The following is a 26,021-nucleotide window of genomic DNA, read 5'->3' on the forward strand; positions in this document are numbered from 1 at the left end:
CCGAATCGACGCTTAAACTTTGAATTGCTAAGGGTTTGGGTGGCTTCGTAGTTCATCTGCCTAGGTGTAAAGCAATGAACCAAAACCTAAAAATCTACCATAGAAACTATTATGCAAGAGGTCTAATCTTTTCACCCAAAGTTTCCGACAGCTTTTGCCATAGGCGATAGGCAACAGATTTTTCAATGTACTCAGGTTTGACAGGATAGATGTCCTCATAGGTCTTACCCTGCCAGGAACCTAAAAAAACTCGACGTTCCAGATCATTAAGTCGTTTGTTTGTTTTGGCATAAACTAATCGGTCAACAAACTCCAGGGCGGTAGCAGCATCCATAGCCAAGGTGCAACTGTGCGTTGGGAATATAGGACATAGAGCGTATTTAAATCAGAGAATCGATGCACAAATCTACGGTAACCTTGCCCTTGACTGCATGGCAAAGCCAAGATCGAGGTTTGTTGGTTTTTGTGGAGGTTATGTGAGGCTAACATGAAGTTGATGGTCCATCGATCCTGATAATTAACTAAAAGGCGGCTCAAACCCTCTAAAATTGTGAGCTTTTATGGTTCCGCGATAGATGCCTGCCACTGATACTAAGGTCAACGCAGTTCAAATATCTTTGCTGTTCTAGATGATGAACAAATCTGTCGGAATGCTGCCCCCATAGTTCGGCTCAGCAGCACCAGAATAAGTAAAGCATTTCCACGTGTGTTCTATCTACTACAGCGGTTCGGTCAGACAACATCGGTTTTATCTCATCTCCCTAAGGAGAAAAAACAATGCCTCCCATTTTTTTCATATCATTTCCTTTCATCCTCCTATTGATCCTGTCTAGAGGGGCTAGTGCTGCATCGTCTAAACCCAAATCGACTAAACCTTCTGTCGTAAAAGTGATCGATATCATCGACATTGATGACGAAATCATTATTGTCCGCCAGAAAAAAGACTAACCCTCAGGATGGGATGTACTCATGGGGCAAAGGAGCCAGACTTCAGTGGTAAAAAGGTTAGGTTAGCCATAACTCATTACCTTTTGTGATCATCTATCCCAATAGTGATTACATTCCAACACAGACAAGGGGCTTACAATTAAACCCATATTTTTTGTCCCTGGTCTGCATCTTCCGTTTGCCCCACCCTGCTTCTACCGATAGTCCATTTTTACGCAAACCCCCTAACCGTGATATTTCCAGCAACCTCCATGAAGCAATCTTGTGTACATCAGCTGCACGAGAAGTATATTCAAATGTTGGGTAAACCGTTGGGTTACCTGACGTCCAATCCTAACCCGTCATTTCAGCCAGATTATGGTGTTTTGTTAAGTGCCTTTGCAGCTCAGGTGTTGGATAAGCTAATCGCGAGTACGGCTTTATATCACAATGTTGAGCACACGATTCTTGTCTGTTTGGTCGGACAGGAAATCCTCCATGGCAAGCACCACCAGGAGGGGAATGTCACCTGTGAGGACTGGCTAAATTTTATGGTGTCGTTGCTATGTCACGACATTGGCTATGTGGCAGGCGTCTGTCGTCAGGATGATGTGGCCCAACGTCGCTATGTGCAAGGTCAGTTTCAACCAGCTACCGGCCAACTTCAAGAGAAGGCTTGGGTGACTTTGGCTCCCGGGGCAACGGATGCTAGCTTATCGCCTTACCATGTGGAGCGTAGCAAGCTGTATGTCCAGGAAAATTTCAGCCAGTATGAGGTCTTAGATTTAGCAGCAATTCAGCAAAATATTGGGTTTACTCTATTTCCGGTGCCGGATGAGCCTGTCTATCAGGTGACGCATCACTATCCTGGCTTGGCTCGGGCAGCGGACTTGATTGGTCAGCTCAGTGACCCCTGTTATTTGCAAAAGACGGTGGCACTCTTTTATGAGTTTGAGGAATTGGGAATGAACCAAGAGCTGGGTTATGGCTCTCCTGATGACCTGAAACTGGGCTTTCCTGAGTTTTATCGGACCCAGGTTTATCCCTACATTCAGCCCGCGTTGGCCTATTTACAAGCAACGGCTCTAGGGCAACAGATTGTTGAGAATTTAGAGGCTAATGTGAGAGGGGTTAGTCATCGTGACAAGCTAGTTTTGTCAAAGTCCTAGACCTACGGGTAAAACAGGTTAGCCAAGAGATTCTCAGTGACCTCAATCTGGAACATTTAACCATTGCAAGGTCCGGCTGCTCACCGGGTCGGATACAGGGCGTTTACTAACGGTTTGCTAACCATTGTGTGGCGAGGGCTACTAATGCGATCGCAAACCTACGCTACATTCACACCTATCCAGTAAACTGAACCTCCCCTGTGCCTAACCTCACATCCCACGATCTGGATGTTTCACGGCTTTTGTTTGACCTTAAGCGGTGTGGAGAACTGGTGAGCAGATTTACCGGTTGGCTGGAACCCGATGCGATCGCCACCTGCGTCACCAACGGTCTCATCGAACAATTCGGCTGTGCTTTTACCCGCATTTGGCTGGTGGAGCCCGACCGCCGCACCCTCCGCCTATTGGCTTCAGCCGGTCTCTACACCCGGCTAGACGGGGACTTTGCCCGAGTGCCCATGGGGGCCTTCAAGGTGGGCAAAATCGCCCAGCACTGCATTCCATTTTTAAGCAACTGCCTGCCAGATGAGGACTGGGTCAAAGACCGGGAATGGGCCATTGCTAAGGAGATCCAAGGCTTTGCCGGATTACCCCTGATGACCGACGGACAGGCCATTGGCGTACTGGCCCTGTTTAGCCATCGCCCCATGGCCCCTGAATTTTTAGAAGTGCTGCAAATCCTCAGTCTATCGGTGGCGGGGGCATTGGCCAGCGCCGTCAACCACCAGGCCCTACTCCAAACCCCCGATACGGCCCACCTATCGGAACAGATGGCGGCATTCCTGGGGGGACATAAACTGAGTCTGCTGGGGACGGAACAACCCTTGGCACTGCCGGTGACCCAGCTCCTCCTCCAGATGGCCCATCACCTAGCCAAACTATCCTGTCAGTACTGTCGCCTGGTCTATGACACTGACACCGTGGTATTAGAAGCCATGCTGGCCACCGATCCGACCCAGCCCCTTCAGGCCGACACCCTCACGGAGATTTTTCAGGATGTGCTGGTCCCAGGCCAGGCGTTAGGAGGAGAATTACACATCCAGACATGGGTGGATGTGGCCCAGGTGCGCCTACAACTCCCCCAGCAGGTGGATCAGCCCAGTAGTCGGTCATCCAAGATAGCCTCTCCCCTCTCCGAACGGGAGCAAGAGGTGATGCAACTATTGGCCCAGGGACATCGCGATCGCGACATTGCAGAACAACTTTACATCAGCGAGAGAACGGTCAAATTTCACGCGAAGAACATGCTGGATAAGCTAGGGGTGCGAACCCGCATTCAGGCCGTATTTGAAGCGACGAAACAGGGCTGGCTGAACTAGGCCATAGGGAGAAATGATTAAGGTAGCCGTTTATGCCCATCCTTTACATTTCCGTCTTTTTCCATAGATTAGATAACTTTTTAAATGCATCCATTGGAACAGGGCAATAATGGAGAAAGCTTTACTCTGACAGCTATAAGGCTGAGTATTCACCTATGGCTGAAGAAAAAATCGCTCACACAGTTCTGATTATCCATGGCTCCGAAGCGGAGCGGAAGATTTACCGGCACTACCTGCAGCAGGATCCCCACTGTCGCTATCACATCACGGCAGCAGATTGTGCCACCCAAAACATTGAGCGCCGTCCATGGGAATCGTTTGACGCTATATTGCTAGATCTGCCGCTGTCCCAGGCCGATGGGCTGCAAGAGCTTAATGTACTTAAGGAGCAGCAGTCAGAAACCGCCATCATTGTGCTCACCGATGTTAGCCGTGAACACCTAGCCATCCAAGCCATCGAGCATGGTGCCCACGACTATTTGATCAAAGATCAGTTATCCCAGGAGGTGTTCCAACGCACCGTTCGGAGTCGCATCAAACACCAACAGCTCCAGAACCAACTCCAGACAAACCAAAAGCGCCAAGACCTGATTACCCAACTGACCCTAAATATTCAACAATCTCTTCTGCTAGATGAAACCCTGAACACCACCGTCAAGGGTGTTCGGCAGCTATTAGGCTGTGATCGGGTGCTGGCCTATCGATTTTCGCCTGACATGAGTGGGACAATCATTGCTGAATCTGTGCAACCAGACTACCGCTCAACCTTAGGACAAACCGTACGGGATTCCTACTTTCAAGATCAAGGGGCTCAGGAATACTGTCAAGGTCGCATTCAATGGGTGGACGACATCTACAGGGCTAACTTAGATCGCTGTCATATTAAATTACTCGAACAGTTTGAGGTGCGGGCAATTTTAGCCACACCGATTTTGCTGCAAGAGGGCAGTACAAATACTCCGCGCCTCTGGGGTTTGCTGGTGGCTCACCAATGTAGCAGGGCAAGGGTCTGGATACCTGATGAAACAAAGCTATTAGAGACGTTATCCCTGCATATCGCCATTGCCATTCAGCAGGCCCAACTATTAGAAAAAACCCAGACCGCCCTGGAAAAAGCGAAGGCCTTGAGTGCATTTAAGTCAAAAATTTTGACCACCATTTCCCATGAGTACAACACCCCCCTCACCGCGATCAAAGCGGCAGCTGAAACCTTGCGGGTCCATGCCAACTCCCTTTCCTCACACCATCGCGATCGCTATCTTGCCATTATTGAATATAAGGCGAAGTATCTATCTGTGCTGGTGAAGGATATGCTCCTAGCCAACCAGGCCGATCTTGACCAGCTACAGCTGCAGCCGATGGAGATCAATTTAGAGAATTTATTCTCTAAATTGATCGACGAACATCGGGGATTAGCCACTAATCAACACCACATATCCCTTACCAGCCTTGGCAACATCGAGAATTTTGTGGGCGATCTTGGACTTCTGCAACAAGTATTTGAAAATTTACTTTCCAACGCCATTAAATATTCCCCTGGGGGGGGAGACATTCAATTGGTGATTGTGGGAGAAGCCAATCAAATTACTTGCCACGTCAATGATGAAGGCATGGGCATCCTGGAAGCCGATCTGCCCCACCTATTCGAAGTATTTCGCCGAGGCAGCAATGTGGGAGAAATACCAGGCACTGGCCTAGGCCTCAATATAGTCAAAGCCGCTGTGGAACTACATGGGGGCAATATTGTTGTCAAAAGCAAGCAGGGAAAGGGAACACGCATTAGGGTGGAATTGCCCAAAACACCTAAGGAAGATGTCACAAATAATTATTCCTTGACATCGGCAGTCATTGCCTAGTTATTATAGTACAATAGTACTCAATCGCTTTTGACGTCTCACATTTTTCATAGGACCCAGCCTGTAATGGCTATTCAGCCTGGGCCTCCATCCAAACGTCTTCCATAAGGAGTGACCTATGACTTTAGCAAAACCGACATCGACTAATACCCCCGGGTTTGAACTGTCCACCACCTCGGATGGGGTTGAGCAGTCCCCCATGGCCTTAAAGACCCAACTGGGTAATTTGGCGACTCAAGCCACCCACCGCACGCTTAATCTATGGGCTGATCTATGGGCTGCGTATCGGCCTGTGACCAGGGACAAAACCCAGGCAGTTTGGCTGCTGCTGCAAAGTACCCAGCCGGTACACTTGTTGTTGACCGCTGCTTTGGCGGTACTTGCGATCGCACTCGTCACCCTAGTCGCCACTTTTAACGGGTTGATCGTCCTATTCCTCAAAATGGCGGCCCTCGTTTTGGCCGCTGTTGCCGTGGGGCAGTGGGTTAGCCGGGGTCTCAGCTGGGCCGATGAAAAACTCCCCTCACCCATGGACCCTAGTGAAACGACCCAAGGCTAAACGCCCTAAGTTTCTCGAAGTTTATCCAGACACCTTGTAGTATTGTCAGTCAGCACTCAAGTTTACAGCATAGCTTTGCCTGCTTTGTGATGGATGGGTTTGTAGTTTTGTCTATTTTGTCTATACAAGTCTGTAAACCTAGCCCAAAATAATGAATGAGTTAATCAGGTTCCGTTAACTGTAATGGTCTATTAGATCCTGACCAGTTAACGGAACTGAGACTCCATTCATCTACTGAGTAATCAATGGCTGACTTATTCATTTCTTACTCTCGAAAAAACACAGAGTTTGTTCGCATCCTTGATGCCGCATTAATCCGTAGCAAGTATGACACCTGGGTAGATTGGCAAAATATTCCACCGACAGCAGACTGGTGGGAAGAGATAGAAGCTGGAATTGAGGCCGCCCATACCTTTATATTTATTTTGAGTCCCGACTCAGTTGCCTCCCAAGTATGTCGGAAGGAAGTTGATCATGCTGTAAAGCACAACAAACGGCTGATCCCCATTGTGCGACAGGATGTGGACGCGGGGGATGTCCATCCTGCATTAGGAAAAATAAACTGGCTTTATTTTCGAGAGAAGGATGACTTTCAGACTAAATTTGTAGACCTCGTTAAAAGCATCGACATTGATTTAGAGTATTGGAAAGCCCATACTGTGCTCCTCACCCAGGCGGTAGGGTGGGAAAAAAGTAATCGGGATAGCGGTTTACTATTGCGAGGGCGCGTCTTAGAGGAGGCCGCCCAATGGCTGATTCAATCGAATGTCGGGAAGGACCCAAGACCGACCCAGACTCAAATCGATTATGTATCTGCTTCGGTGGCAGCCCGCAGGGCAACAAATAATCAGCAACGAGTCATCATCGGCATACTGGGAACTCTGTTGGCAATGGCTGTGGGGACCGGAGGATTCGCCTTTGTTCAATATGGCCAAGCTCAACGGGCGCTTAAAGTGGCAGAAGCGGCTAAAGACAAAGTTTTTGATCTGACTGCCATTGCCAAGTATCAGCAAATAATTACCCGATCCAGACAGTTTAAACAACAGGAACTAGACAAAGGTATCCTATTGGCAACGGCAGCCATGAAGGGATTAGAAAATAAACAAGCTTCCACTGGAGAGGCCAGCTATGTATTGTACGATAGTTTGACATTGTTGCCCCCCATGAAGTCTGTTGTTGAGCATAATGGCTGGGTTCAAGAGGTTCTCTTTAGTCCCAATGGCCGCTATCTAGCGACCCGTAGTGATGACAATACGTCTAGACTATGGGACTTGAAGGAAAACCGGGAGATCAAACAATTGAGTCCTGAAGGGGATGTTAAGGAGATTAATTTCAGCCCCAATAGTCGATATTTTATTGCCCGCAGTAGTCATAGTGCTCCCATATTATGGGACCTGAAAGAAAATAAAGAAGCTAAACACTTTAATTCCCAGGAGCCGCTGATAGAGGTGAGTTTTAGTGCCGATGGCCGTTATCTGGCGACCCTGAGTAAGAGTCAGATAGCAATACTGTGGGATCTGCAGAATAATCAGCAAGTCAAAGAATTTAATCTTCAGAAAAACGTTGAAAAGGTTATATTTAGTCCCAATAATCAGTATCTTGCCATTCTGAGTGTTGGCAATAACGTCACCCTGTGGAACTTACAAACAAAACAGGTAGGCCGTAGAAATATTTCATATTACGGAACGGCCCATGATGTGCAATTTAGCCCCGATGATCGCTTTTTTGCCTATCGTCTCAATGAGCAGGAAGTCTGGGTTCAATCTCTGACAGAAAATCGCCATTCCAGAATAAGTCACGTGGGTAAGGTGGAAGATATTCGGTTTAGCCCCAACAGTCCCTATGTCGCTAACCGCAAAACCAACAATATTGCGAGACTGTGGGATTTACAGAAAAATCGAAATATTAACAATATTACCCACCAGGGGGCGGTGGAAGGTCTGGGATTTAGCCCCAATGGCCGCTTTTTAGCCATCAGTGGTCAAAACAACACCGCAATCGTATGGGATTTACAACAGCAGAAAGAGATTATTCGTATTGTCCATGACAATAAGGTCGTAGACATTAAGTTTAGCCCTAACAACCGGTACCTGGCTACCCGTAGTGAGGGGACTAAAAGCATGAGGGTTTGGGATCTCTCAGAAAATAAGGAAGCCGCTCGAATCGCCCATGCAGAGGATGTTGAGGACTTTAGCTTCAGTGTCGATGGCCACTATCTGGCCACCGGGAGTAGTGACCATACGGCGAAAGTTTGGGACTTGGCTAATAATCAGGAGGTTGCCCGGATTGCCCATGCAGATGCCATCATTGATGTGAGCTTTAGCCCTGATGGTCATTATATTGCTACGGGGAGTCGGGATCAGACAGCTAGGGTGTGGGATTTGCGATCGCAACCCCAGGTAGCTCACATTGTCCACAATAAAACATTAGGGGATGTGAGCTTTAGCCCGAATGGCCGTTATATCGCCACCGGAAGCCATGACCAGACGACCAGGGTATGGGACTTGGACAAGAACCAGGAGGTCACTCGCATTACCCATGGAGGTCAGGTTGAAGATGTCGATTTCAGCGTTAATAATCTTTATTTAGCCATTGCCAGTCTCGATAACATGGCTAGAATTTGGAGCCTACAGAACAACCAAGAAATTGTCCAGATTGCCCATGAAAAACCAGTAAAAACCGTAACCTTTAGTCAAGATGTCCGCCACCTTGCCACCAGCAGTGTAGATAACATCGTGAGAATCTGGGATTGGCAGAAAAAACAGGAGATTTCTCGGATCCCCCATGCAGCAGAGATTGTTAATGTCAACTTTAGCTCTGATGGGCGTTATGTTGCCACCGGTAGCAAAAACAATATTGCTATCCTATGGGACATTAAGCAGAACAAGAAAGTCGCCCAGATTGTTCATGAGGGAGAAGTTACCGATGTGGAGTTTAGTCATGATGCTCGTTATCTAGCCACTGGGAGCAATGACAATATCGCGAGGGTGTGGGATCTACAGCAAAACAAGGAAGCTTTCCGCATTGTTCATGAAGGTCCCATAACCGATATCAGCTTCAGTCATGATGGCCAATTTCTAGCTACTGGTAGCTCAGATAAGACGGCCCGGATATGGAATCTAAAGGATCCCAGGGAGGAAATAAAACTGGACCCCATTATTCATGATGACGAGGTGACGGCGGTGAGCTTTGGTCCTAATGGTCGCTATTTAGCCACGGGCAGTTTAGATAAGACGGCCAGGGTATGGGATCTAATGGCTATGCAAGCAGGGGAGCCTGATCAGGGCTTAGAAGAAGAGTGGGAGCAGCAGAAAATATTAGAGATCGCCCGCATTCCCCATCATAATTTTGTGGATACTGTGCAATTGAGTCCCGATGGCAGCACATTGCTAACCCAAAGCGGTAATACCGCTCAAGTCCTACCAATTAAGATTGACAATTTAATTGCAGAAGCCTGTAGGCGCTTACCCCGTAATCTTACCCCATCAGAATGGAAAGATTTCTTTAGGGATGAGGATTACGACACCACATGTCCTAACCTATCAGTGCCCACGTCCTAATGCGGACGTTGGCGATAACACGGTCGTGAAACATCGCCGCCAGAACGAGGTTTGGCAAGCGTTGGATACAACAGGCACGACCACCATATGGTTGCGTGGACTGCCAAACGCTAAAACTTTTTATTATCCAAGTTCTGACGTTTTGATAACTGATTCAGACTATCGTCCGATAGGGTAACTGGTAGCGGCATATGAGATAAATGAATATCCCGTTGGGGAAAGGGAATTTCTATACCCACTTGACTGAAGGCATGGACGATCGCAAAGTTCAAATCACTCCGAATCCTTGGATATTGCTGGGGTTTCCGAATCCATACCAACAACTCAAAATCGAGAGAATTGTCACCAAAGCCTTGCAAAAATACCTCAGGGGCCGGGGCTGCCACCACATCGGGATGCTCGCGACCAACCTGCAGTAAAACAGTCTTCACCATTTCTGGCTTGCTGGCATAAGACACCCCCACGGGAATGTGAATACGGGACAGGGAATTACGATGGCTCCAGTTAATGACATCATTTTCTAAAAACCGAGAATTCGGCACAATAATTGACACCTGATCCAGGGTGCGAATATCTGTACTGCGGGGACCAATCCGATCCACCATGCCCATTTTTCCCCCCAGCTCAATAAAATCCCCCACCTGAATGGGTCGCTCAAAGACCAATACCAGGCCGCTACTAATGTCCTTAGCAATATTTTGCAATCCTAAACCCAGACCGACACCCAGGGCACTGGCCAGCAATGTTAGGGAGCTGAGGTCAATACCCCACAGCTGAAGAATCGCAATGATCCCCACAAACAAAATGGCATAGCGCGCCAAAATTGTAATGCCCGCCTGCATCCCCAGACTCAGGCCCGAGGTTTGGAGCAATCGCGATCGCATCACATTGGTCGAAATTTTGGCCACCAGGATTAATCCCCCCAGCCAGCCAAGCAAGGCCAAAATGTCAGCAATCGACAGACTCGTTTCCCCCAGCGGCAGTGACTGCCCCACAAAGGTGTGCCTCAACCCATCCTGCAACCGATAGGCCCAGGCCCTAGTAAACCGAAACTGTTTGACCACATAAAGTAATGCCCATAGCCCCAGGCTCACCCGCAGCCCCAATAGCAACAATTGGCCACCAAACCGGGCCAGGGAAAACTGAGGTCGACTCAGGCCCGTCGTCCCCGGCGACGGCGATGTGACAGTGGGGGGGAATAAGGGCAGCACGTAGCGTGACCATAGCAACCCCAGCAAATAGTGAACCCCTAAAGTCGCCACCAATACACTTAGGGAAATGAGCGCAGCCCGCAGTAAATAATCATCGCTGCGTTCCAGCCGCGCCTGTTCCAGTGCAGCCTCAATATCTTCAGCCCAGACTATGGCCTGACGTTCTAGGGTTTCCTTTTGCACATCGCTGTCCGGATCGATCGCCTGCAGATCATTGCCCGTAACAGACATCAACTGCCGACTGTTGGACCGGCCAGACGCGTTATAAATAATCGGAGTAAAGTCAGACCCATCGACGATCACCGATAGGGAATCGTTCGACTTCATAAGCTCCGCCAGCTCTGCATTAATTCCCTGGGCCCGTTGCTTCGCCGTTAGATCCTGAGTCTCGGCCACTTGGAACAGGCGCTGACCCTCAATCACAATCCATGCGGTGGAAATGGTCTCTTCCTTGACCGTGCTTTCCTGGCCCTTGGTACCTTGGGCAACTGTTTGCGAAGTACCCAACACAGTCAGGCACAGCAACCCACCCAGGAGCACGCCGAGCAAAAATCTACCCGCAGTTCGCCAGCGGTACTGGTACTTTTTTATATGTCCGATGTCAGCCCAAAATTGCCTAAACACTGTCCACTATCCCGTTGATCTGGACCTATTAATCTGGGCCTATCCTACAGTGTTTGGCCTGAAGCTATCTTAACTCTGTCGGTATTTTTGAACAAAAATGGGCACCAGGGATAACCCCATCAACAGACTCAAGCATAGGATCACAGGCAACCAGTTGCCGCCCCGCAAGGCGTTCACCCCCGTCACCCCCAACCAAGTGTAGGCCATCGTACCCGGAATGATCCCAATTAGGGTACCAAGGGCATAGGGGGTGATGGCAATATTGGTCAAACCAAATAAAAAATTCACTGCGTTAAACGGTGAAACGGGGGCAAATCGGATGGCTAAAACGCAGGATAACGACTGATGCTGCATCGTATGGTCTAGCCGGTGGAACAATCCTTGAAAGCGAGGATGTTGGCTAAAACGCCGCTTAAACCAATCGTGCAGCAAATAGCGGGCCAGCCAAAACGCCACCACGGCCCCGGCCGTCGCCCCCAGAATCGACCACAGAGTGCCCCAAATCAAACCAAACAGGGCTCCCCCGAGGACAGCAAGCACGGTCCCCGGCACCCCCACAGCGGCGGCGATGGTGTGGGCTCCGATGAAGACCACAACCCTCCATCGGCCAGCGTTGTGCATTAATTCTGTCAATGCCTGGTGGTCAAGCAAAAAACTGACCAGTTGCCAACAACTAACCGCCATTAGGGCCGCTATCAACCAACCGAAAAATTGTTTTTTGCTACGCATAGGGGCAGGGAAAAATTGCTGAATAGCCAATGGGTCCATGGATTAACCATGACTAGGATTCTGATCCTACGGTCTCATCCGAAACTCCCTGGAGGGCTTTGCGGGCAATGCTGGTAATGTAAACGCTGATGGCAACAACGGTGACAAAGATCAAAATCTTGATCGTCCAGTCAATGATGGGATTCGTCGGTACCTCGCCCGTGCCTAGGGTGGCTAGATCCTTCACCAGGGAGCCCAAGTAAACATACATGATGGTCCCTGGCAAAATACCGGTTGTGCCCAGCACATAGTCAGGCAATGAAACCTGGGTTAAGCCCAGGGCATAATTCAGCAGGTTAAAGGGAAAGGCGGGGGATAGGCGAATTAAAAAGACTAGTTTTCTGCCTTCTTTTGCGATCGCATCATCAATAGCCGCAAACTTTTTGTTACCCGAAATTTTTGCAGCAATCCAATCACGCGCCACATAGCGGCCAATCAAAAAGGCCGCCGTCGCCCCCAGCATCGCCGCCACAAAAACCAAAAACGAACCCTGCACCACCCCAAAAATGAAACCCGCCCCCAGGGTGACAATGGAGGCCGGCAAAAACGCGACCGTGATCACGACATACAGCACGATAAACACAATGGGAGCCCACAAGCCCAAGGACTGCACCCACGCCAAGGTGTTCACCAACTGATTTTGTAACCCCTGGAAAAAGCCCACGGACTCCCCCACATCCTGGGCCATAGCCGGAGCTGCCCCTAACACTACCAGCCCCATCAGGGTAAATGTCATAAATTTAAGCAGCCATTTAGTCAGTTTGGACAGATTCCTAGGCCCAGGGCCCAGGCTGTTTCTAAAACCTTGCATGATCAATGCTCCTAATAGTTTTATTGTGACAAAAAACAGGATCGAAAGGAAATCGTGGCCACCTTAAACCAGGGACCCACCACAGCTAGAACCACTGCCAGCGGTACAGCCATAGCAATAGGGCCGAGTTTGTACCTGCCCCACCACATCTAATGTGCCGCGCTCAAGCAAGGCCTCAACAGTGACGGGCTGTCCTTGGCCATCCAATGCAGGAATGCCCTCCATTTGATTAAAGTCACAGTCATACACCTGGCCCAGGTAGTCCACCGATAGCTCATTGCGACACATCAGGTGAGCCACCGTGCCCCCATTGTGATGTTGGGCCAAAAACCTCAGGTAGGGCCCATGGAGCTGACGATGATTCAGGTGAAACTTTGTCCGACCAATGGGCAAATTGGTAATCGTAAACAATCTATTGAACTGAATCCCAAACTGTTCGCTGAGGTAAGCCTTATAGTCCTGTTCCAAACCAGCCTGTTTCGGTGTGAGGGAAAAGTCTTCAGACATGGGCACCGGAGGGTTATAGACCAGGTCAATCACCAGATTTGGATCTTGGCCATAGCCTTTTTGATTCAACAGCTGCAATGCTTGAATCGAATCTTGATAGACCCCCTGTCCCCGCATTTTGTCCACATTATCTGCCAAATAGCAGGGCAGCGACGCCACCACCCGCACCTGGTGTTGAGCAAAATAATCCGGCAGGTCTTCGTAACCCGGTTCAAAAAAAATCGTCAGGTTAGAACGAACAATGACTTCCTTCCCTTGACTACGGGCTGCTTCCACAATGGGTCGAAACCCGTAGTTCATCTCCGGTGCGCCCCCGGTTAAATCTACCGTTTGAATTTGGGGAAAGCGATGAATCATTTCCACCAACTGATCACACACCTCAGGGGATAACTCCTCAGTGCGATGGGGACCAGCCTCCACATGGCAGTGACTGCAGCTCAGGTTGCACTTGCGACCTAAGTTAACTTGTAGAACGCTGATGGGCATTTTGGTCAAAGGTTGACCCAAAGCAGCTTCAAAACTGGGCAATGTCTGTGGAGCAGGTTTGGACTGGACCATAGTCTAGATAATCTGGGTGAATGGGGCATTTACAGAATGCAGCCAGGAAGAATGACTACCACGACTGTCATTGAACGATACTTTGCTGAATTTTTGCTTAGAAGCCAGCGGTAATTATCTTAGAGGATGTCTGCAAAATCCGTATATGTAGCAGCCAAAAAGGTCGAGGCAAAAAAACACCCCCCTGATTAAGCTGTTGTTGAATGGTTGCTAACAACAGCTTAATCAGGAGGGGGCTATGACTTCCCAGGAAGAAGAAGAGTGGGCGTTACTGAGTCAAACCATGATTTTATCTACAAAATGATGATTTATGATGATTTAACCTTAACCATGGGCCTTAGCCATGATTAAGCGCAATCTCATCTAGCGGCTTGCGCCGGAAATTCTGCTCTGGGGGATACCTTGACGTGAGGATTGCTCCGCCGTTGATGCATAAGCCTGTGTATTGGACACAGGAGGATAATAGGTCAAGAGTAGGAAAATACTGATTAAGACAATTGTCAACTGGCGAACTAAAGAACTTGGGTACAACTCAAAAGACATGGTTATGGCTAAGTCAACGTTTCTATGGGAGAGAATTACATTTTTGGGATACATACCAAAACCCTTGTTAAAAATCACGGACATCTCACCACTATCGGCAATGGCAAGGTGCCCTATTGGTTTTTATGGATTGGCCATGACGTTAGTTCCCAGGCAATTACATATTCGTTAACCCTAGGGGAAATATCATCAGGGAAACCTCTTCAAATAACCTGATACGGGAGACAAAAGGTATTTTTTTATACCTAATTTAGAATAGAGGTTAGTGAGTATATTCTCCATGCGCAATCCCACTTAAAGCCATGTGAAAATCAAGTAGACAGAAGGATGACGCCAGGTGAAGATGGGTCCATTGAACAAACTTACATAGAACATTTACTGAATTTGTGGAGCAAACTAGCGCTTCTATAAGCCAATTGTCTTATGTGAGTACTTAGCCTAGGAGTAGTGCCAGCACTGTGGCACCCATACTCGTAGCCTGCGGTGGTCTACTACTGTTGGCATCCCACTGTTGCCCCGATGGCTGAGGGGGAATTAGATGCCGCCGCAACTAGTCTTATCTGCCCATTTTCCATGGAGACATCCTGGGCTTCGACGATTGAACCGTTGGGATTTGGTGTGTACTCACTGGTCAAAGGCACTGGTGCCGTTGGCACTGGTGCCTTTGAGTTTTCCAGCTCGGATGTGGGGTCTGATAACAGGCGAAAATCTGTCCAGATGCTATCATTTCTGAGTACTTCGTTGGGGTTAGTGGCCACACCACCTCGGCCAGAAATCACCAGGGAGTTACCGCCTGAGGTGCATTGACGAGCAATTTGTTGAGCATTGTCAACGGGAGTTGTTGGCAGTGCCGTTAAGCCCTGATCAGATCCATACTCAGGAGTATTTAGCTCAACGCTGCCGCTAAAGGTGGGGCCTAATTCCGAGCTGGCGGTAATGTCACTCTCGGCAGTTAATTGTGGTCGAAAATCTGTCCCTAAAATCAGATTGGCATTGACGATAATGCGACCGCCGATACCCTGTTGGGCATTGGCGGAAATATCACTGTTGCCCGTAGCGATCAGTGCGATCGCATCTATGACGATATTCCCCCCCGTAGAACTTTCTTGGGCATTGGTACTAATGCGGCTACCTTGCTGCAGGGTCAGGGTATCCAGGTCCAGCAAAATATTGCCCAATGTGTGATTGACCGCAATCGTATCAGCGGCGATGCTAGCATCATTGTTTAATGCTAAATTATCTGCCTTAATCTGAATATTGCCGGGTGCTCCCTGACCAGGGGGAATTAACCCAAGACTTTGAAAGCTGCTGGCGCTGATGGTGGCACCGTCACTGATGGTAATTTGTCCCGCATCCACATCAATGTTGCCGCCATCGCCCGTACCCAAAATATTGCTAGCAAATAAACCTGTGCGACCCGCTGGGGATAGACCAGTGAGTTCAATCGTATTGGCTTGGATGGTCATATCCCCAGCGTCACCTTCCGCAAAGGTTCCTACCGCAATATTGGCCCCATCCGCTAAATATAGCTGGTCAACAATCAGTGTTAAGTTACCGCCATCTCCCGTAGCACTGGCTCCAATGCCGGGAGGACTCGGCAAAACACCCGTGGATACTCCGCTAGGGGCGTCACCTACCGCCGCAGTACCCACTGCGGCCAGACGGTTAGCGGTAATTGTGACCTGTCCCCCCGATGCTGGACCAAAGGTATTGGCTGTTATTTGTCCTCCGTCCAAAATCTGAACTTGGTCTGCGTTAACAACAATTTCCCCCCCAGCTCCTAGGAAGCCAATCGCTTCAAATCCGCTCTGAAGTTGGCCATTCGTACTGGTACCCGTCAGTACAATTTGATTCGCATCAACCAGAATCTGCCCCGTAGAACCAAACCCAAAGTTACTGGTGGCTAGTTGGGCTCCACCGCTCAAATTAATGGTGTTGGCAGCCACCTGGACATTGCCAGTACTACCGGAGACAAAGGGATAGGCAGATGAAACAATAAAACTTTCCCCAGCCATGGTGAGTTGATCGGTTTGTACCTGGATGTTACCGGCATTGGCACTGCCATAGGTAATGGCTGATATGCGGCCAAAATCTAAAATTTCAAGGTGTTGGGTCTGAATATCAATATTACCGCCCTGGCCGGTGCCTGGAAACTCAGCATCACTATAAAGACCACTGTTGATGCCACCGGAGGAACCTTGGATCAGTAAACTATCGGCATTAATATTTAAACCGTTACTGGTACCAGCTCCTTGGAGATTAGCGGCTATGACGGAGCCATCACTCAAGGAGAGATTTTGAGCCTGTACCCCAACAGAGCCACCATTCGCTGCACTCACATCCACAGACGTTGCATTGATCAACGAGATATCTTCTAAATTAGGGACTTGGGCATAGTCAAAGGCCCAGGCCCCAGTAGTTGATAGATCAACTACACCATTTTCACCAATGCCAGCCAATTCCACATGGCCACCGCTGGCCGTTAGATTCGCTCCGTCAAAGGTCAGAGGGCCACCCAATAATGCCAGGGTTTCTCCATTGGTCACCTGTAGCCCATTAGGGCGATTAGTGCGGATAAACTCAGTGGTAAAAAATGGAGTAATTTGGTGTCCTGGACCTTGCACCTCAATAGGACCTGGATTTGAACCATACTGTAGGCCTATGGGAGTACTAATACTGAGTAGACCGCCTAATGAGGTTGGGGTGCTGGCGCTGAATGTCACGTTATTATCAAAGACAATCGCATCAGCTGTAGTCGCGAGAAAAGAACCCCCAATATTCAGAACTGCATTCGGTCCAAAAAGAATTCCCTGGGGGTTTAGGAGGAAAAGATCAGTGGGTGTTGTGGTGCTAAGGGTGCCATCAATAAAGGAATCGCTGCCCGTGACACGGGTAAAAATTGTGTCAATGCCCGTATGACTAAAACGAGCTTCATCGCCGGACTGTAGGGAAAATTGGTCAAAACTGTGGAAAAGACTCGTACCTGCCTGAGTTCCGCCGGTGATGACACAGGTACCCCCCGTGCAGGGCGCTGCCAGATTGCCATTGACCAGGGTGCCAACTGAGCTGTCACCTGCGATCTGGGTGGATTGGGCCAAGCTTGGAAAGGGGGTGCTCAGAATACTGATAATACTGAGATAACCCACCCACCTGCAACAATATTTTTTGGGGCCATTCATAAGCGATTGGTAGTGCAATATACCCTAAACACAGTTCAGTATTAAGGTGCCCTTAGTGGGGGCAGTCATAACCTTTTTAGCCGTTGCTGATTTAAAGGATAAATCGATCTGTAAACCTGGCTAATAGCCGGATTGTGACTGGTAAAATCATTCCAAGGATCAGCAACGTCCCTTTTTATTTACATTTGCAACACCCAAAAAACAAAAATAGCTACCATCTATGAGATAGTAGCTATGGCGTTAAACCGAAGATAATAAACTGGAAAAATCCCTGATACTAAATGGATGTTTTCCGATCTTGCAACTGATCGATCCTCAAGCCTACTTCCCCATTCCTGGAATTGTTTTATTAATTTCACCAGGACGCCAAGGACCAACAGGCGGAAAGCCAGGGAAACCAAACCCACCCTTGGAGACTTCTTGCTCGGCTTCTGTTAGCTTATTCCACAAGGGTTTAGGCTGTGCCTGCTGAGAAGATTCAGCTGAAATATGACTAGACGATTGATGAACTTTACTGAACATTGCAACTGCTTCCTAACGTGAGTGGGACTAACTATTTCTTTGCTTTGATGACCAAGGAAAGGACCGAAAAAAGAACAACATTATTTTTGCTTTTCCACCTTTGGTGACTTCCTGTTCGGCTTCTGTTAACTTATTCCACAAGGGTTTAAGCTGTGCCTGCTGAGAAGATTCAGCTGAAATATGACTAGACGATTGATGAACTTTGCTGAACATTGCAACTGCTTCCTAACGTGAATGGGACTAACTATTTCTTTTGACTCTATACCTCGAAGTCACCTGATTTCATTATCACTATAGCTATTTGATGTTCTCCCGTTTTTTTCAGCGAACCATGAGATCTTGCGCTAAGGTTCCAACTTCCAAAACTAAACCCACCTTTTGCAGGGAGATCTTGCGCTAAGGTTCCAACTTCCAAAACTAAACCCACCTTTTGCAGTTTCCTGTTGTTGAGTCGTTAGCGAGGTCCACAAAGGAGTAGATTTCGCGGACTTTTGGGATGAACTAATTGTAGAAGACATTTGCCTGAATCCTTTAACGTGTTAGTAACCTGAGAAATTTATGGTGCAACCCTGGGGTGTATGTATCCATTAAAGCTAGTGATTTAGCTGTTATCACCTAGGAGATTACGGAAGTTACAGATAAAGCTAAGGACTTGTTATTGTTGATTGTGGCGAACACTGTGAACTTATGGTGAATCAAGCGGTAAAAACTAGAAAAAAGATCCAAACATCAGCTGTTTGACTAACGTCATGTTCTAGGGTGTTAAGTGATTTCCCATAAACCATCTAAAAATATTGTTTCTATGCGTGCCAAGTTATATTTTGGACCGCTGAGATTAAAGGTACGCCCCATGGCAAAACTCAGCCATGCTATGGGTGCAGCATGGCTGAGTAGCTCAAAACCAACATTTATTGATCTCACTATTGCCAAAATCTAGAAAACAGAAGCTAGGACGATCCCGCTGGCGCTCTAATAATAGTAGTAGTAAGAATAATAGCGATAGTCGTAGCAAGGGTAGCAGCCGCCATTGGTCTGCTCCTCTTGTTTCTCATCAAGATTATTCCACAATGGGGACGGTTTTGACGTTGCTTTGGGCTGATGCTTGGATGGTTTCTTTTTGGAGCAATTAGAAGACTTAGAAGACATATCAATGACCGATCAAGAACGTATGCCCCCAGCAAACTTTATTCTATTGCCGTAGGGTGATGGTATCTATTAAAACCCATCACCCTGTGCGTAACACTTAGGAAATTGCGGAAGTTGTAGATGAAGATCAGGGAAATTGCTTGGCAATTTGCTACCCGATTGTGATGTGAGTATGAACTCAGCTATGAGGTTAGGTCAATTACTAATACGCTTATCCGCTAAATGGCCGCAGCCAAAGCACATTTTCCATGGTATTTGCGTCCTATTACTGATTAGATACACCTGATTAGATACATCTAATTAGATATATACCTTTGATGCCGCAAGGTCTAACGGTAAGCGTCCCCCTGGGCGGAGTCCGTTGGCATAGCTCTGGTGGGACAGGCCTCCTCAATAACTGAGTCGGCAATCTGAGTTTTTGATGAGAACAAAGTGGTTTGATGCACAGGTGGGCATGATAAGCCAAATTGTGTCTGCCCTATTTAATGAATTATCCAGCCATTTTGCAACATAGTGAAGAGGACTGCGGCGCAGCTTGTTTAGCCAGTATTGCCAAACACTATGGTCGTACGTTTAGTCTGAGTCGTATGCGTGAAATGGTGGGGACCGGACAGCTGGGAACTACCCTGCTTGGACTGCGGCGTGGTGCCGAGAATTTAGGATTCAAAGCTCAAGCGGTACAGGCTAGTGATCTACTGATTGATCGATTGGCGGAGGCCCCTTTACCCGCTATTATTCACTGGCGTGGATACCACTGGGTGGTGTTGTATGGGCAGCACCGTAATCGATACGTGATCGTTGATCCGGCGCTGGGCGTAAGGCGTCTGACGCGAGCCGAATTGGTCCAAAACTGGGCCGATCGGGTGATGCTGTTGCTAGAGTTGGATGATGAACGCTTTTATGAGCATGAAAACGATTCATTAGAAGGGTTTGGTAGTTTTATTCGGGCAATCAAACCCTACCGTCAGTTATTGACGGAGGCACTCTTGATCAACTTGGGCATTGGTTTATTGGCTTTGGCTCTACCATTGCTCATTCAATTGCTGACGGACGATATTCTGGTTCGTCAGGATTTATATTTGTTGGGTACCATCGCCATTGTGGTTGTTACGCTCAATGGTTTGCGTAGCTTTATGAGCTGGGTACAGGCAAATTTGATTGCCCATTTTGCTCAGCGTCTGGAACTAAAGCTGATTTTGGACTTTGGTCGGCAGCTCTTGCAGTTACCGCTGGGCTATTTTGAGTCCCATCGCAGTGGTGAGACGGTTAGCCGTCTGCAGGATATCCAGACGGTAAACCAGCTGATTGCCCAAAGTATTATTACGGTGCCCACCCAGTTATTTGTCGCCCTGATGGCGTTGATACTGATGGTGACCTATAGTCCGTTGTTGACCGGTGTGGCCCTGGGTTTGGCTGTGATCATGACCCTTTCGACGGTGGCCCTGTGGCCTGCGCTCAAGGTCCGTACGCAAAGTCTATTGATTACCGATGCGGATAATCAGGGGATGTTGGTGGAGACTTTTAAGGGGGCATTAACCCTGAAAACAACCCATGCTGCCCCACACTTTTGGGATGAGTTTCAGCGTCGCTTTGGTCGGTTGGGGCGACTGACGTTGGAACGAAATCAGCTGGCGCTCACCAATGCCATCTTTTCCCAGTTTGTATCTTCGGTGGGGGTAATCACCATTCTCTGGGTAGGTGGCTGGCTGGTGACAAAACAGGAACTAACCATCGGTCAACTGCTGGCGTTTAATGCTCTCAATCAATACATTACGATGCTGGTGGAATCTCTGGTGGGGCTGAGTGATGAAGTCGCCCGGACCCGCGTCGCTGCTCAACGGGTGTCAGAGGTGATTAATGCTCCCACCGAGCGGCCCAAGGATGAGGATAAACCCTTTGCTTTGCTGTCGGGTACAAGCGATATTGTTTGTGATCAGTTGCGGTTTTGTCACACCGGTCGGGTAGATCTACTCAAAGATTTTTCGGTTACGATCCCAGGCGGTCAAGTGACTGCGCTGATTGGTCATTCGGGTTGTGGCAAAAGTACCCTAGCTAAGCTGATTGCTGGTTTGTACCCCTTGCAATCTGGCAACATTCGCTATGGTTGTTACAACCAAGACGATCTCTCCCTCGACTGTCTACGGCAACAGGTGGCCCTGGTGCCCCAAGAGGCTCACTTTTGGAGTCGCTCTATTTTAGATAATTTCTATGTGGGTAATCCTAATGCGAGCTTTGAAGAGATTGTGCAGGCCTGCCAGATTGCCCAGGCGGATGAATTTATTGGGAATTTACCTGAAAAATATCAAACTATCTTAGGAGAATTTGGGGCCAACCTTTCGGGTGGACAGCGCCAGCGCTTGGCTTTAGCACGGGCCATTGTGAAAAATCCTGCTGTGTTGATTTTGGATGAGTCTACAAGTGCTTTAGATCCGAATTTAGAGATGCGGGTGTTGGACAAGTTGTTGTTTTATCGTCAAGGAAAAACAACCATTATTATTAGCCATCGTCCCCGGGTGATTCTTCAAGCTGATTGGTTAGTCATGCTGAGTAATGGCGAACTGACCCTGGTAGGAAAACCTGATGAGTTGTCGCAACAGTCAGGAGATCATTACTTCTTCTTAACTCCCTAGGAAAGATTTGGCGGTGGCTGGTGGCCGGGGTGCTTTTATCTGGAAAAAGCCCATATATGGCGTTTCTGCCAGGTAACGTCCTTTGCTAAGTGAAAAATGACAAATTTTGTGTTTTAAGATTGGAATTTTGACCATGCAGAGCGATATGTCTGACTCTCAATTGATGGCTCCGACGAATTTGCCGGAAATAGGGCCAGAGGATTTTTTACCACCGCTGCGGGTATGGCAACGGCTGGGGGGGATGACTGGAGTGATTGCCATTGGGACGGCCCTTGTTTTAATCCAAACGGTGACGTTTAGTGAAACGGTAAAGGCTCCTGCAATGATCCGGCCTGAGGGGGATTTGCGACTGGTGGAGGCAACGGCGGCGGGGCGCATTAGTCAAATTGTGGTGCGGGAAAATGATCAGGTGAAGGCGGGGGATGCGATCGCATATTTAGATGACACCCAGCTGCAAACCAAACTCGTACAGTTGGAAACCAGTGCGACGCAGAACCAGCAGCAGCTAGCGCAAATTGACAATCAGCTGCGGTCCCTGGAGCAACGGATAACAGCCACCGCCGACCAAATCCAGGGCAGTGTGAATGGGTCGACGGCGGAACTCACCTTGGCCCAACAGGAGTTGGCAGAACGTGAGCTGGTCAATCAGGCCGATCTACGGGAGCTGCAGGCAGAAATTGGCCTGGCTGAAGAAAATATAAACCGTTATCGTCGGCTGGTGGACCAGGGGGCGATCGCCGTCAGTCAGCTGCGGGAACAGGAAGTGGCCCTAGAAATGGCCCTAGCCCGGTTGGCAAGAGCCCAGGCGACGGCCCAGCCCAGTCGGGCCGAATTGGCCATTGCCCAGCAACAAATTATTCAAACCCAATCGGAGGGTAATGCCACCCTAGCCCGCCTACGGCAGGAATCTGAAAATCTGGCTCAGCAGCGGAGCAACCTGTTAGACGAGCTCAACCAAATCCAACAGGAGCTGGCCCAAACTCAGACCGACATGACCCTACTCACCTTGAGGGCCCCTGTAACAGGCACCATTCAATCCTTAGAGTTGCGGAACCAGGCCCAAGTTGTTAATGCGGGTGATCCGGTGGCTCAAATTGCGGCGGCTGGTGAACTACTGTTGGCCAAGGCTTGGGTTAATCCCCAGGATATTAATACCATGGAGCTGCAGCAGTCGGCCCAGCTACGTATTTCGGCTTGTCCCTATACGGATTATGGCACCCTAGGAGCGACCGTTAGCTCTATTTCTCCGGATACATTATTGTCAGATGCGTTACCCGATGATGTTCGTGATAGGGCGAGCGGTGGGCTGTATGAGGTGACTCTTCAGCTGTCGCAGCCCAGCCTCAGTACGGATCAATTGTCCTGTCATTTACAGGCGGGGATGACGGGGCGGGCCGATATTTTGACGCGAAAGGAGACTATTTTGAAACTAGTGTGGCGAAAATTGAGATTAACTACTCAGCTCTAGTGGTTGTTGACGGGACGTCCGTTGGTTTTAGTTATCCGGCAACAATGTGGATCCAGTGATGCTACACGATCAAACTATAGCTTGGCGCACGGTCAGGCTCTACGTAATCGCTGAACGTTTTTGGTTGCAACAACTATGGGCGCAGCAACCCGCTATGGGCATAAAAAAAGAGGCAAGGAATTCACCTTGCCTCCGTTTAAAACTGCATTGGATGATTTGAAACTGGGACTTACTTAATGAACAGCATCTCCTGGTAAGTGGGGAGAGGCCAGCAATCATCAGCGATTTCGCCTTCTAGGCCATCGGCATATCCCCGAACTTCTTCCATTAATGGACGTAGGGTGGAGGCACAGTAGGTCATGTGCTCACCGGTGGTGCCAAAGTCATGTTTGTCTAAGGCTTCACTCAGCTTAGTTACCGCACCCACCATGGAACTGGTGAGATCGGCCACTGTTTGAGCACTGCCTTTTTCCAGGCTGACGCCCAAACTTTCTAGGCTAGAGATGGTGGAGGACAACTTAGATAGGTAGTCCACCGCTGCTGGATAAATCTGGGTCTTGGCGATGTTGATCATCAGCTTACATTCCACCTCAATGGATAGAATATATTGCTCGGCATAGACCTCAAAGCGGCTTTCTAACTCAACCGGGGTTAATACGCCGGTTTTGGCGAATAGGTCACCGACGTACTCTGCTTGGAGAACGGGCAGGGCGTCGGCGGTGGTGGGTAAGTTGGCTAACCCCCGCTCCTCAACGGCCATTTTGTGCCACTCTGCGGAGTAACCATTACCGCCAAAGACCACGGCCCCATGCTGCTCCATGACTTCCTTGAGCACGGTGAGGATGGCGGTGTTGAGTTCTGCTCCGCCGGATAGTTCGGATTCTAGGCGATTGCCCACCCACTCTAGGGAGTCGGCCAGCATGGTGTTCAGGACAATTAGGGGACCTGAAACCGATTGGTTGGAACCGACGGCGCGAAATTCGAAACGGTTGCCGGTGAAGGCAAAGGGAGAGGTCCGGTTGCGATCTCCCGCATCCTTAGTTAAGTAGGGCAGTACATCCACCCCTAAATCCATCACCCCTTTCTGCTTGGATTCGCTGATGGAGCCAGTTTTGATTTGCTCAAAGACCTCTTCTAGCTGGGAGCCTAGATACACCGACATAATGGCGGGGGGCGCTTCGTTGGCCCCTAGGCGATGGTCATTACTGGCGGTTGCGATCGCAGCCCGCATCAACGGTCCATACTTGTGTACACCGCGAATCACCGCGCCGCAAAATACTAGAAATTGAGCATTCTCATGGGGAGAGTCACCCGGATCTAGCAAGTTACCCTGGGTGGAGTTGCCCACGGACCAGTTAACGTGCTTACCCGAACCATTAATGCCAGCAAAGGGTTTCTCATGGAGCAGACACACAAAGCCATGCTTTTTAGCCGTGTGACGCAGCACTGTCATCAGCATCTGCTGGTGGTCACTGGCTACGTTGGCTGCCTCAAAGAAGGGGGCAATTTCAAACTGTCCCGGTGCCACTTCGTTGTGGCGGGTTTTAGCTGGAATACCTAACTTGTAGAGAGTTTCCTCCACATCCTGCATATAGACTTGCACCCGCTCTGGAATCGCACCAAAGTAGTGATCGTCAAACTCTTGGCCCTTGGCGGGGGGCTTGCCAAATAATGTGCGTCCAGCCAACAACAGATCGGGGCGCTGACTGGCAAAGTTAGCATCCACCAAGAAGTATTCCTGCTCCGCTCCACAGCTGGAGTTCACGTGGGCAACGTCCGTATTACCCAGCAGTTTTAAAACCTTGCTAGCCGCTTTATCCATGGCAGCGATGGAACGCAAAAGCGGAACTTTTTTGTCGAGGGCTTCCCCGGTCCAGGAAACAAAGACGGTGGGAATACACAGGGTGGAACCATTGTCCGTATCCATAATGTAGGCCGGACTAGTCACATCCCAGGCGGTATAGCCTCGGGCCTCAAAGGTGCCGCGAATGCCACCATTGGGGAAGGAAGATCCATCCGGTTCACCCTGGATCAGTAATTTGCCAGAAAATTCAGAAATAACCGTGCCGTCACCCTGGGGAGCAATGAAGCCATCGTGCTTCTCGGCTGTCATATTGGTCATGGGGTAAAACACGTGGGCGTAGTAAAGTGCCCCTTTGGACATGGCCCAGTCCCGCATGGCATTGGCCACGGCATCCGCAATGGAGGGATCAAGTTTTTCCCCAGCGACAATCGTTTTCTTAATCGATTTGAAGACAGCTTTAGGGAGCGTGGCCTTCATCTTAGTCAGGTTGAAAACATTCTCTGCCCATATTGATTCGAGACTGGCCGGCTTTTTCGGCGGCATGGGTTGGCGGTTGACAATTTGACTGATTGCCTGAATCCGACCTGCATTTCCACTCATGATTTTTTCCTTGGGGGACCAACTGCATGATCCTACTTAAACGCCCCCTTTGAAATAGATAGCAGATATACCAAACACAAATTATTTGATGACAGAATTTAGCGAACCTGCCCCATTTCTTGAGAATGATTAAATTAAAGTGGATTGTTTTTGGCGCTTTGACTTCTTCTATGGTATAGAAAGCGCAAACCACGCAAAGGCAAAGAATATAAAAAAATAACGTTACTAACCTCGAACATCACAAAACAATTTCAGATGTC

Annotated in this window: 16 protein-coding genes; 7 read left to right on the forward strand and 9 right to left on the reverse strand. The window is 48.9% G+C overall.

The genetic code is table 11. The features are described 5' to 3' along the window. Positions 1-109 precede the first annotated feature (109 nt). Entirely contained in the window at positions 110-340 is a 231-nt protein-coding gene (locus tag VB741_RS21065; RefSeq protein ID WP_323367175.1) for a hypothetical protein, read from the reverse strand. Positions 341-1,199: 859 nt separating this feature from the next. Here VB741_RS21065 and VB741_RS21070 point away from each other — a divergent pair. The 5 genes from VB741_RS21070 (at position 1,200) to VB741_RS21090 (ending at position 9,390) form a co-directional block, all read left to right on the forward strand. Continuing rightward, positions 1,200-2,096 carry a metal-dependent phosphohydrolase gene (locus VB741_RS21070; RefSeq protein ID WP_323367176.1) on the forward strand — a complete coding sequence of 299 codons (897 nt, stop codon included), beginning with the start codon at positions 1,200-1,202 and terminating at the stop codon, positions 2,094-2,096. 200 nt (positions 2,097-2,296) lie between these two features. Continuing rightward, on the forward strand, positions 2,297-3,415 hold the full coding sequence (locus VB741_RS21075; RefSeq protein WP_323367177.1) for a LuxR C-terminal-related transcriptional regulator: 1,119 nt from the start codon (positions 2,297-2,299) through the stop codon (positions 3,413-3,415). A gap of 155 nt (positions 3,416-3,570) precedes the next feature. Continuing rightward, complete coding sequence (locus VB741_RS21080) at positions 3,571-5,271, forward strand: sensor histidine kinase (RefSeq protein WP_323367178.1); 1,701 nt, start codon at positions 3,571-3,573, stop codon at positions 5,269-5,271. A 118-nt stretch (positions 5,272-5,389) separates the two neighbouring features. After that, positions 5,390-5,830, forward strand: coding sequence for a hypothetical protein (locus VB741_RS21085; protein ID WP_323367179.1), 441 nt, complete (start codon positions 5,390-5,392; stop codon positions 5,828-5,830). A gap of 245 nt (positions 5,831-6,075) precedes the next feature. Further along, positions 6,076-9,390 (forward strand): eIF2A-related protein, encoded by a 3,315-nt coding sequence (locus VB741_RS21090; RefSeq protein WP_323367180.1) that lies wholly within the window; start codon positions 6,076-6,078, stop codon positions 9,388-9,390. 110 nt (positions 9,391-9,500) lie between these two features. Here VB741_RS21090 and VB741_RS21095 read toward each other — a convergent pair whose 3' ends face one another. The 7 genes from VB741_RS21095 to VB741_RS21125 all read right to left on the reverse strand — a co-directional run bounded on the left by VB741_RS21095 (position 9,501) and on the right by VB741_RS21125 (position 18,326). After that, positions 9,501-11,225, reverse strand: a complete 1,725-nt coding sequence (locus VB741_RS21095; protein WP_323367181.1) for a mechanosensitive ion channel family protein — start codon at positions 11,223-11,225, stop codon at positions 9,501-9,503. A 69-nt stretch (positions 11,226-11,294) separates the two neighbouring features. Next, the gene (locus VB741_RS21100; RefSeq protein ID WP_323367182.1) at positions 11,295-11,954 is read right to left on the reverse strand and encodes a TVP38/TMEM64 family protein; all 660 of its coding nucleotides are present in this window, start codon (positions 11,952-11,954) and stop codon (positions 11,295-11,297) included. 52 nt (positions 11,955-12,006) lie between these two features. Next, positions 12,007-12,729, reverse strand: a complete 723-nt coding sequence (locus VB741_RS21105; RefSeq protein WP_323367183.1) for a TVP38/TMEM64 family protein — start codon at positions 12,727-12,729, stop codon at positions 12,007-12,009. Positions 12,730-12,867: 138 nt separating this feature from the next. Then, the gene (gene arsS / locus VB741_RS21110) at positions 12,868-13,869 is read right to left on the reverse strand and encodes an arsenosugar biosynthesis radical SAM (seleno)protein ArsS (protein ID WP_323367184.1); all 1,002 of its coding nucleotides are present in this window, start codon (positions 13,867-13,869) and stop codon (positions 12,868-12,870) included. 1,034 nt (positions 13,870-14,903) lie between these two features. Then, complete coding sequence (locus VB741_RS21115) at positions 14,904-17,510, reverse strand: two-partner secretion domain-containing protein (RefSeq protein WP_323367185.1); 2,607 nt, start codon at positions 17,508-17,510, stop codon at positions 14,904-14,906. A gap of 402 nt (positions 17,511-17,912) precedes the next feature. Then, positions 17,913-18,113: a hypothetical protein gene (locus tag VB741_RS21120; protein WP_323367186.1), complete on the reverse strand. Its 201-nt coding sequence runs from the start codon at positions 18,111-18,113 to the stop codon at positions 17,913-17,915. A 27-nt stretch (positions 18,114-18,140) separates the two neighbouring features. Then, complete coding sequence (locus VB741_RS21125; protein WP_323367187.1) at positions 18,141-18,326, reverse strand: hypothetical protein; 186 nt, start codon at positions 18,324-18,326, stop codon at positions 18,141-18,143. Between the two features lie 1,418 nt (positions 18,327-19,744). Here VB741_RS21125 and VB741_RS21130 point away from each other — a divergent pair. Further along, positions 19,745-21,889 (forward strand): peptidase domain-containing ABC transporter, encoded by a 2,145-nt coding sequence (locus VB741_RS21130; protein ID WP_323367188.1) that lies wholly within the window; start codon positions 19,745-19,747, stop codon positions 21,887-21,889. A gap of 145 nt (positions 21,890-22,034) precedes the next feature. Further along, a complete protein-coding gene (locus VB741_RS21135; RefSeq protein WP_323367189.1) occupies positions 22,035-23,357 on the forward strand; it encodes an HlyD family secretion protein in 1,323 nt (440 codons plus the stop codon). A 229-nt stretch (positions 23,358-23,586) separates the two neighbouring features. Here the strand turns inward: VB741_RS21135 and VB741_RS21140 are convergent, their stop codons facing one another. Beyond that, positions 23,587-25,761: a glutamine synthetase III family protein gene (locus tag VB741_RS21140; protein ID WP_323367190.1), complete on the reverse strand. Its 2,175-nt coding sequence runs from the start codon at positions 25,759-25,761 to the stop codon at positions 23,587-23,589. Positions 25,762-26,021 lie beyond the last annotated feature (260 nt).

This window comes from Leptothoe sp. PORK10 BA2, assembly GCF_034932105.1.
Classification (GTDB): domain Bacteria; phylum Cyanobacteriota; class Cyanobacteriia; order Phormidesmidales; family Phormidesmidaceae; genus Leptothoe.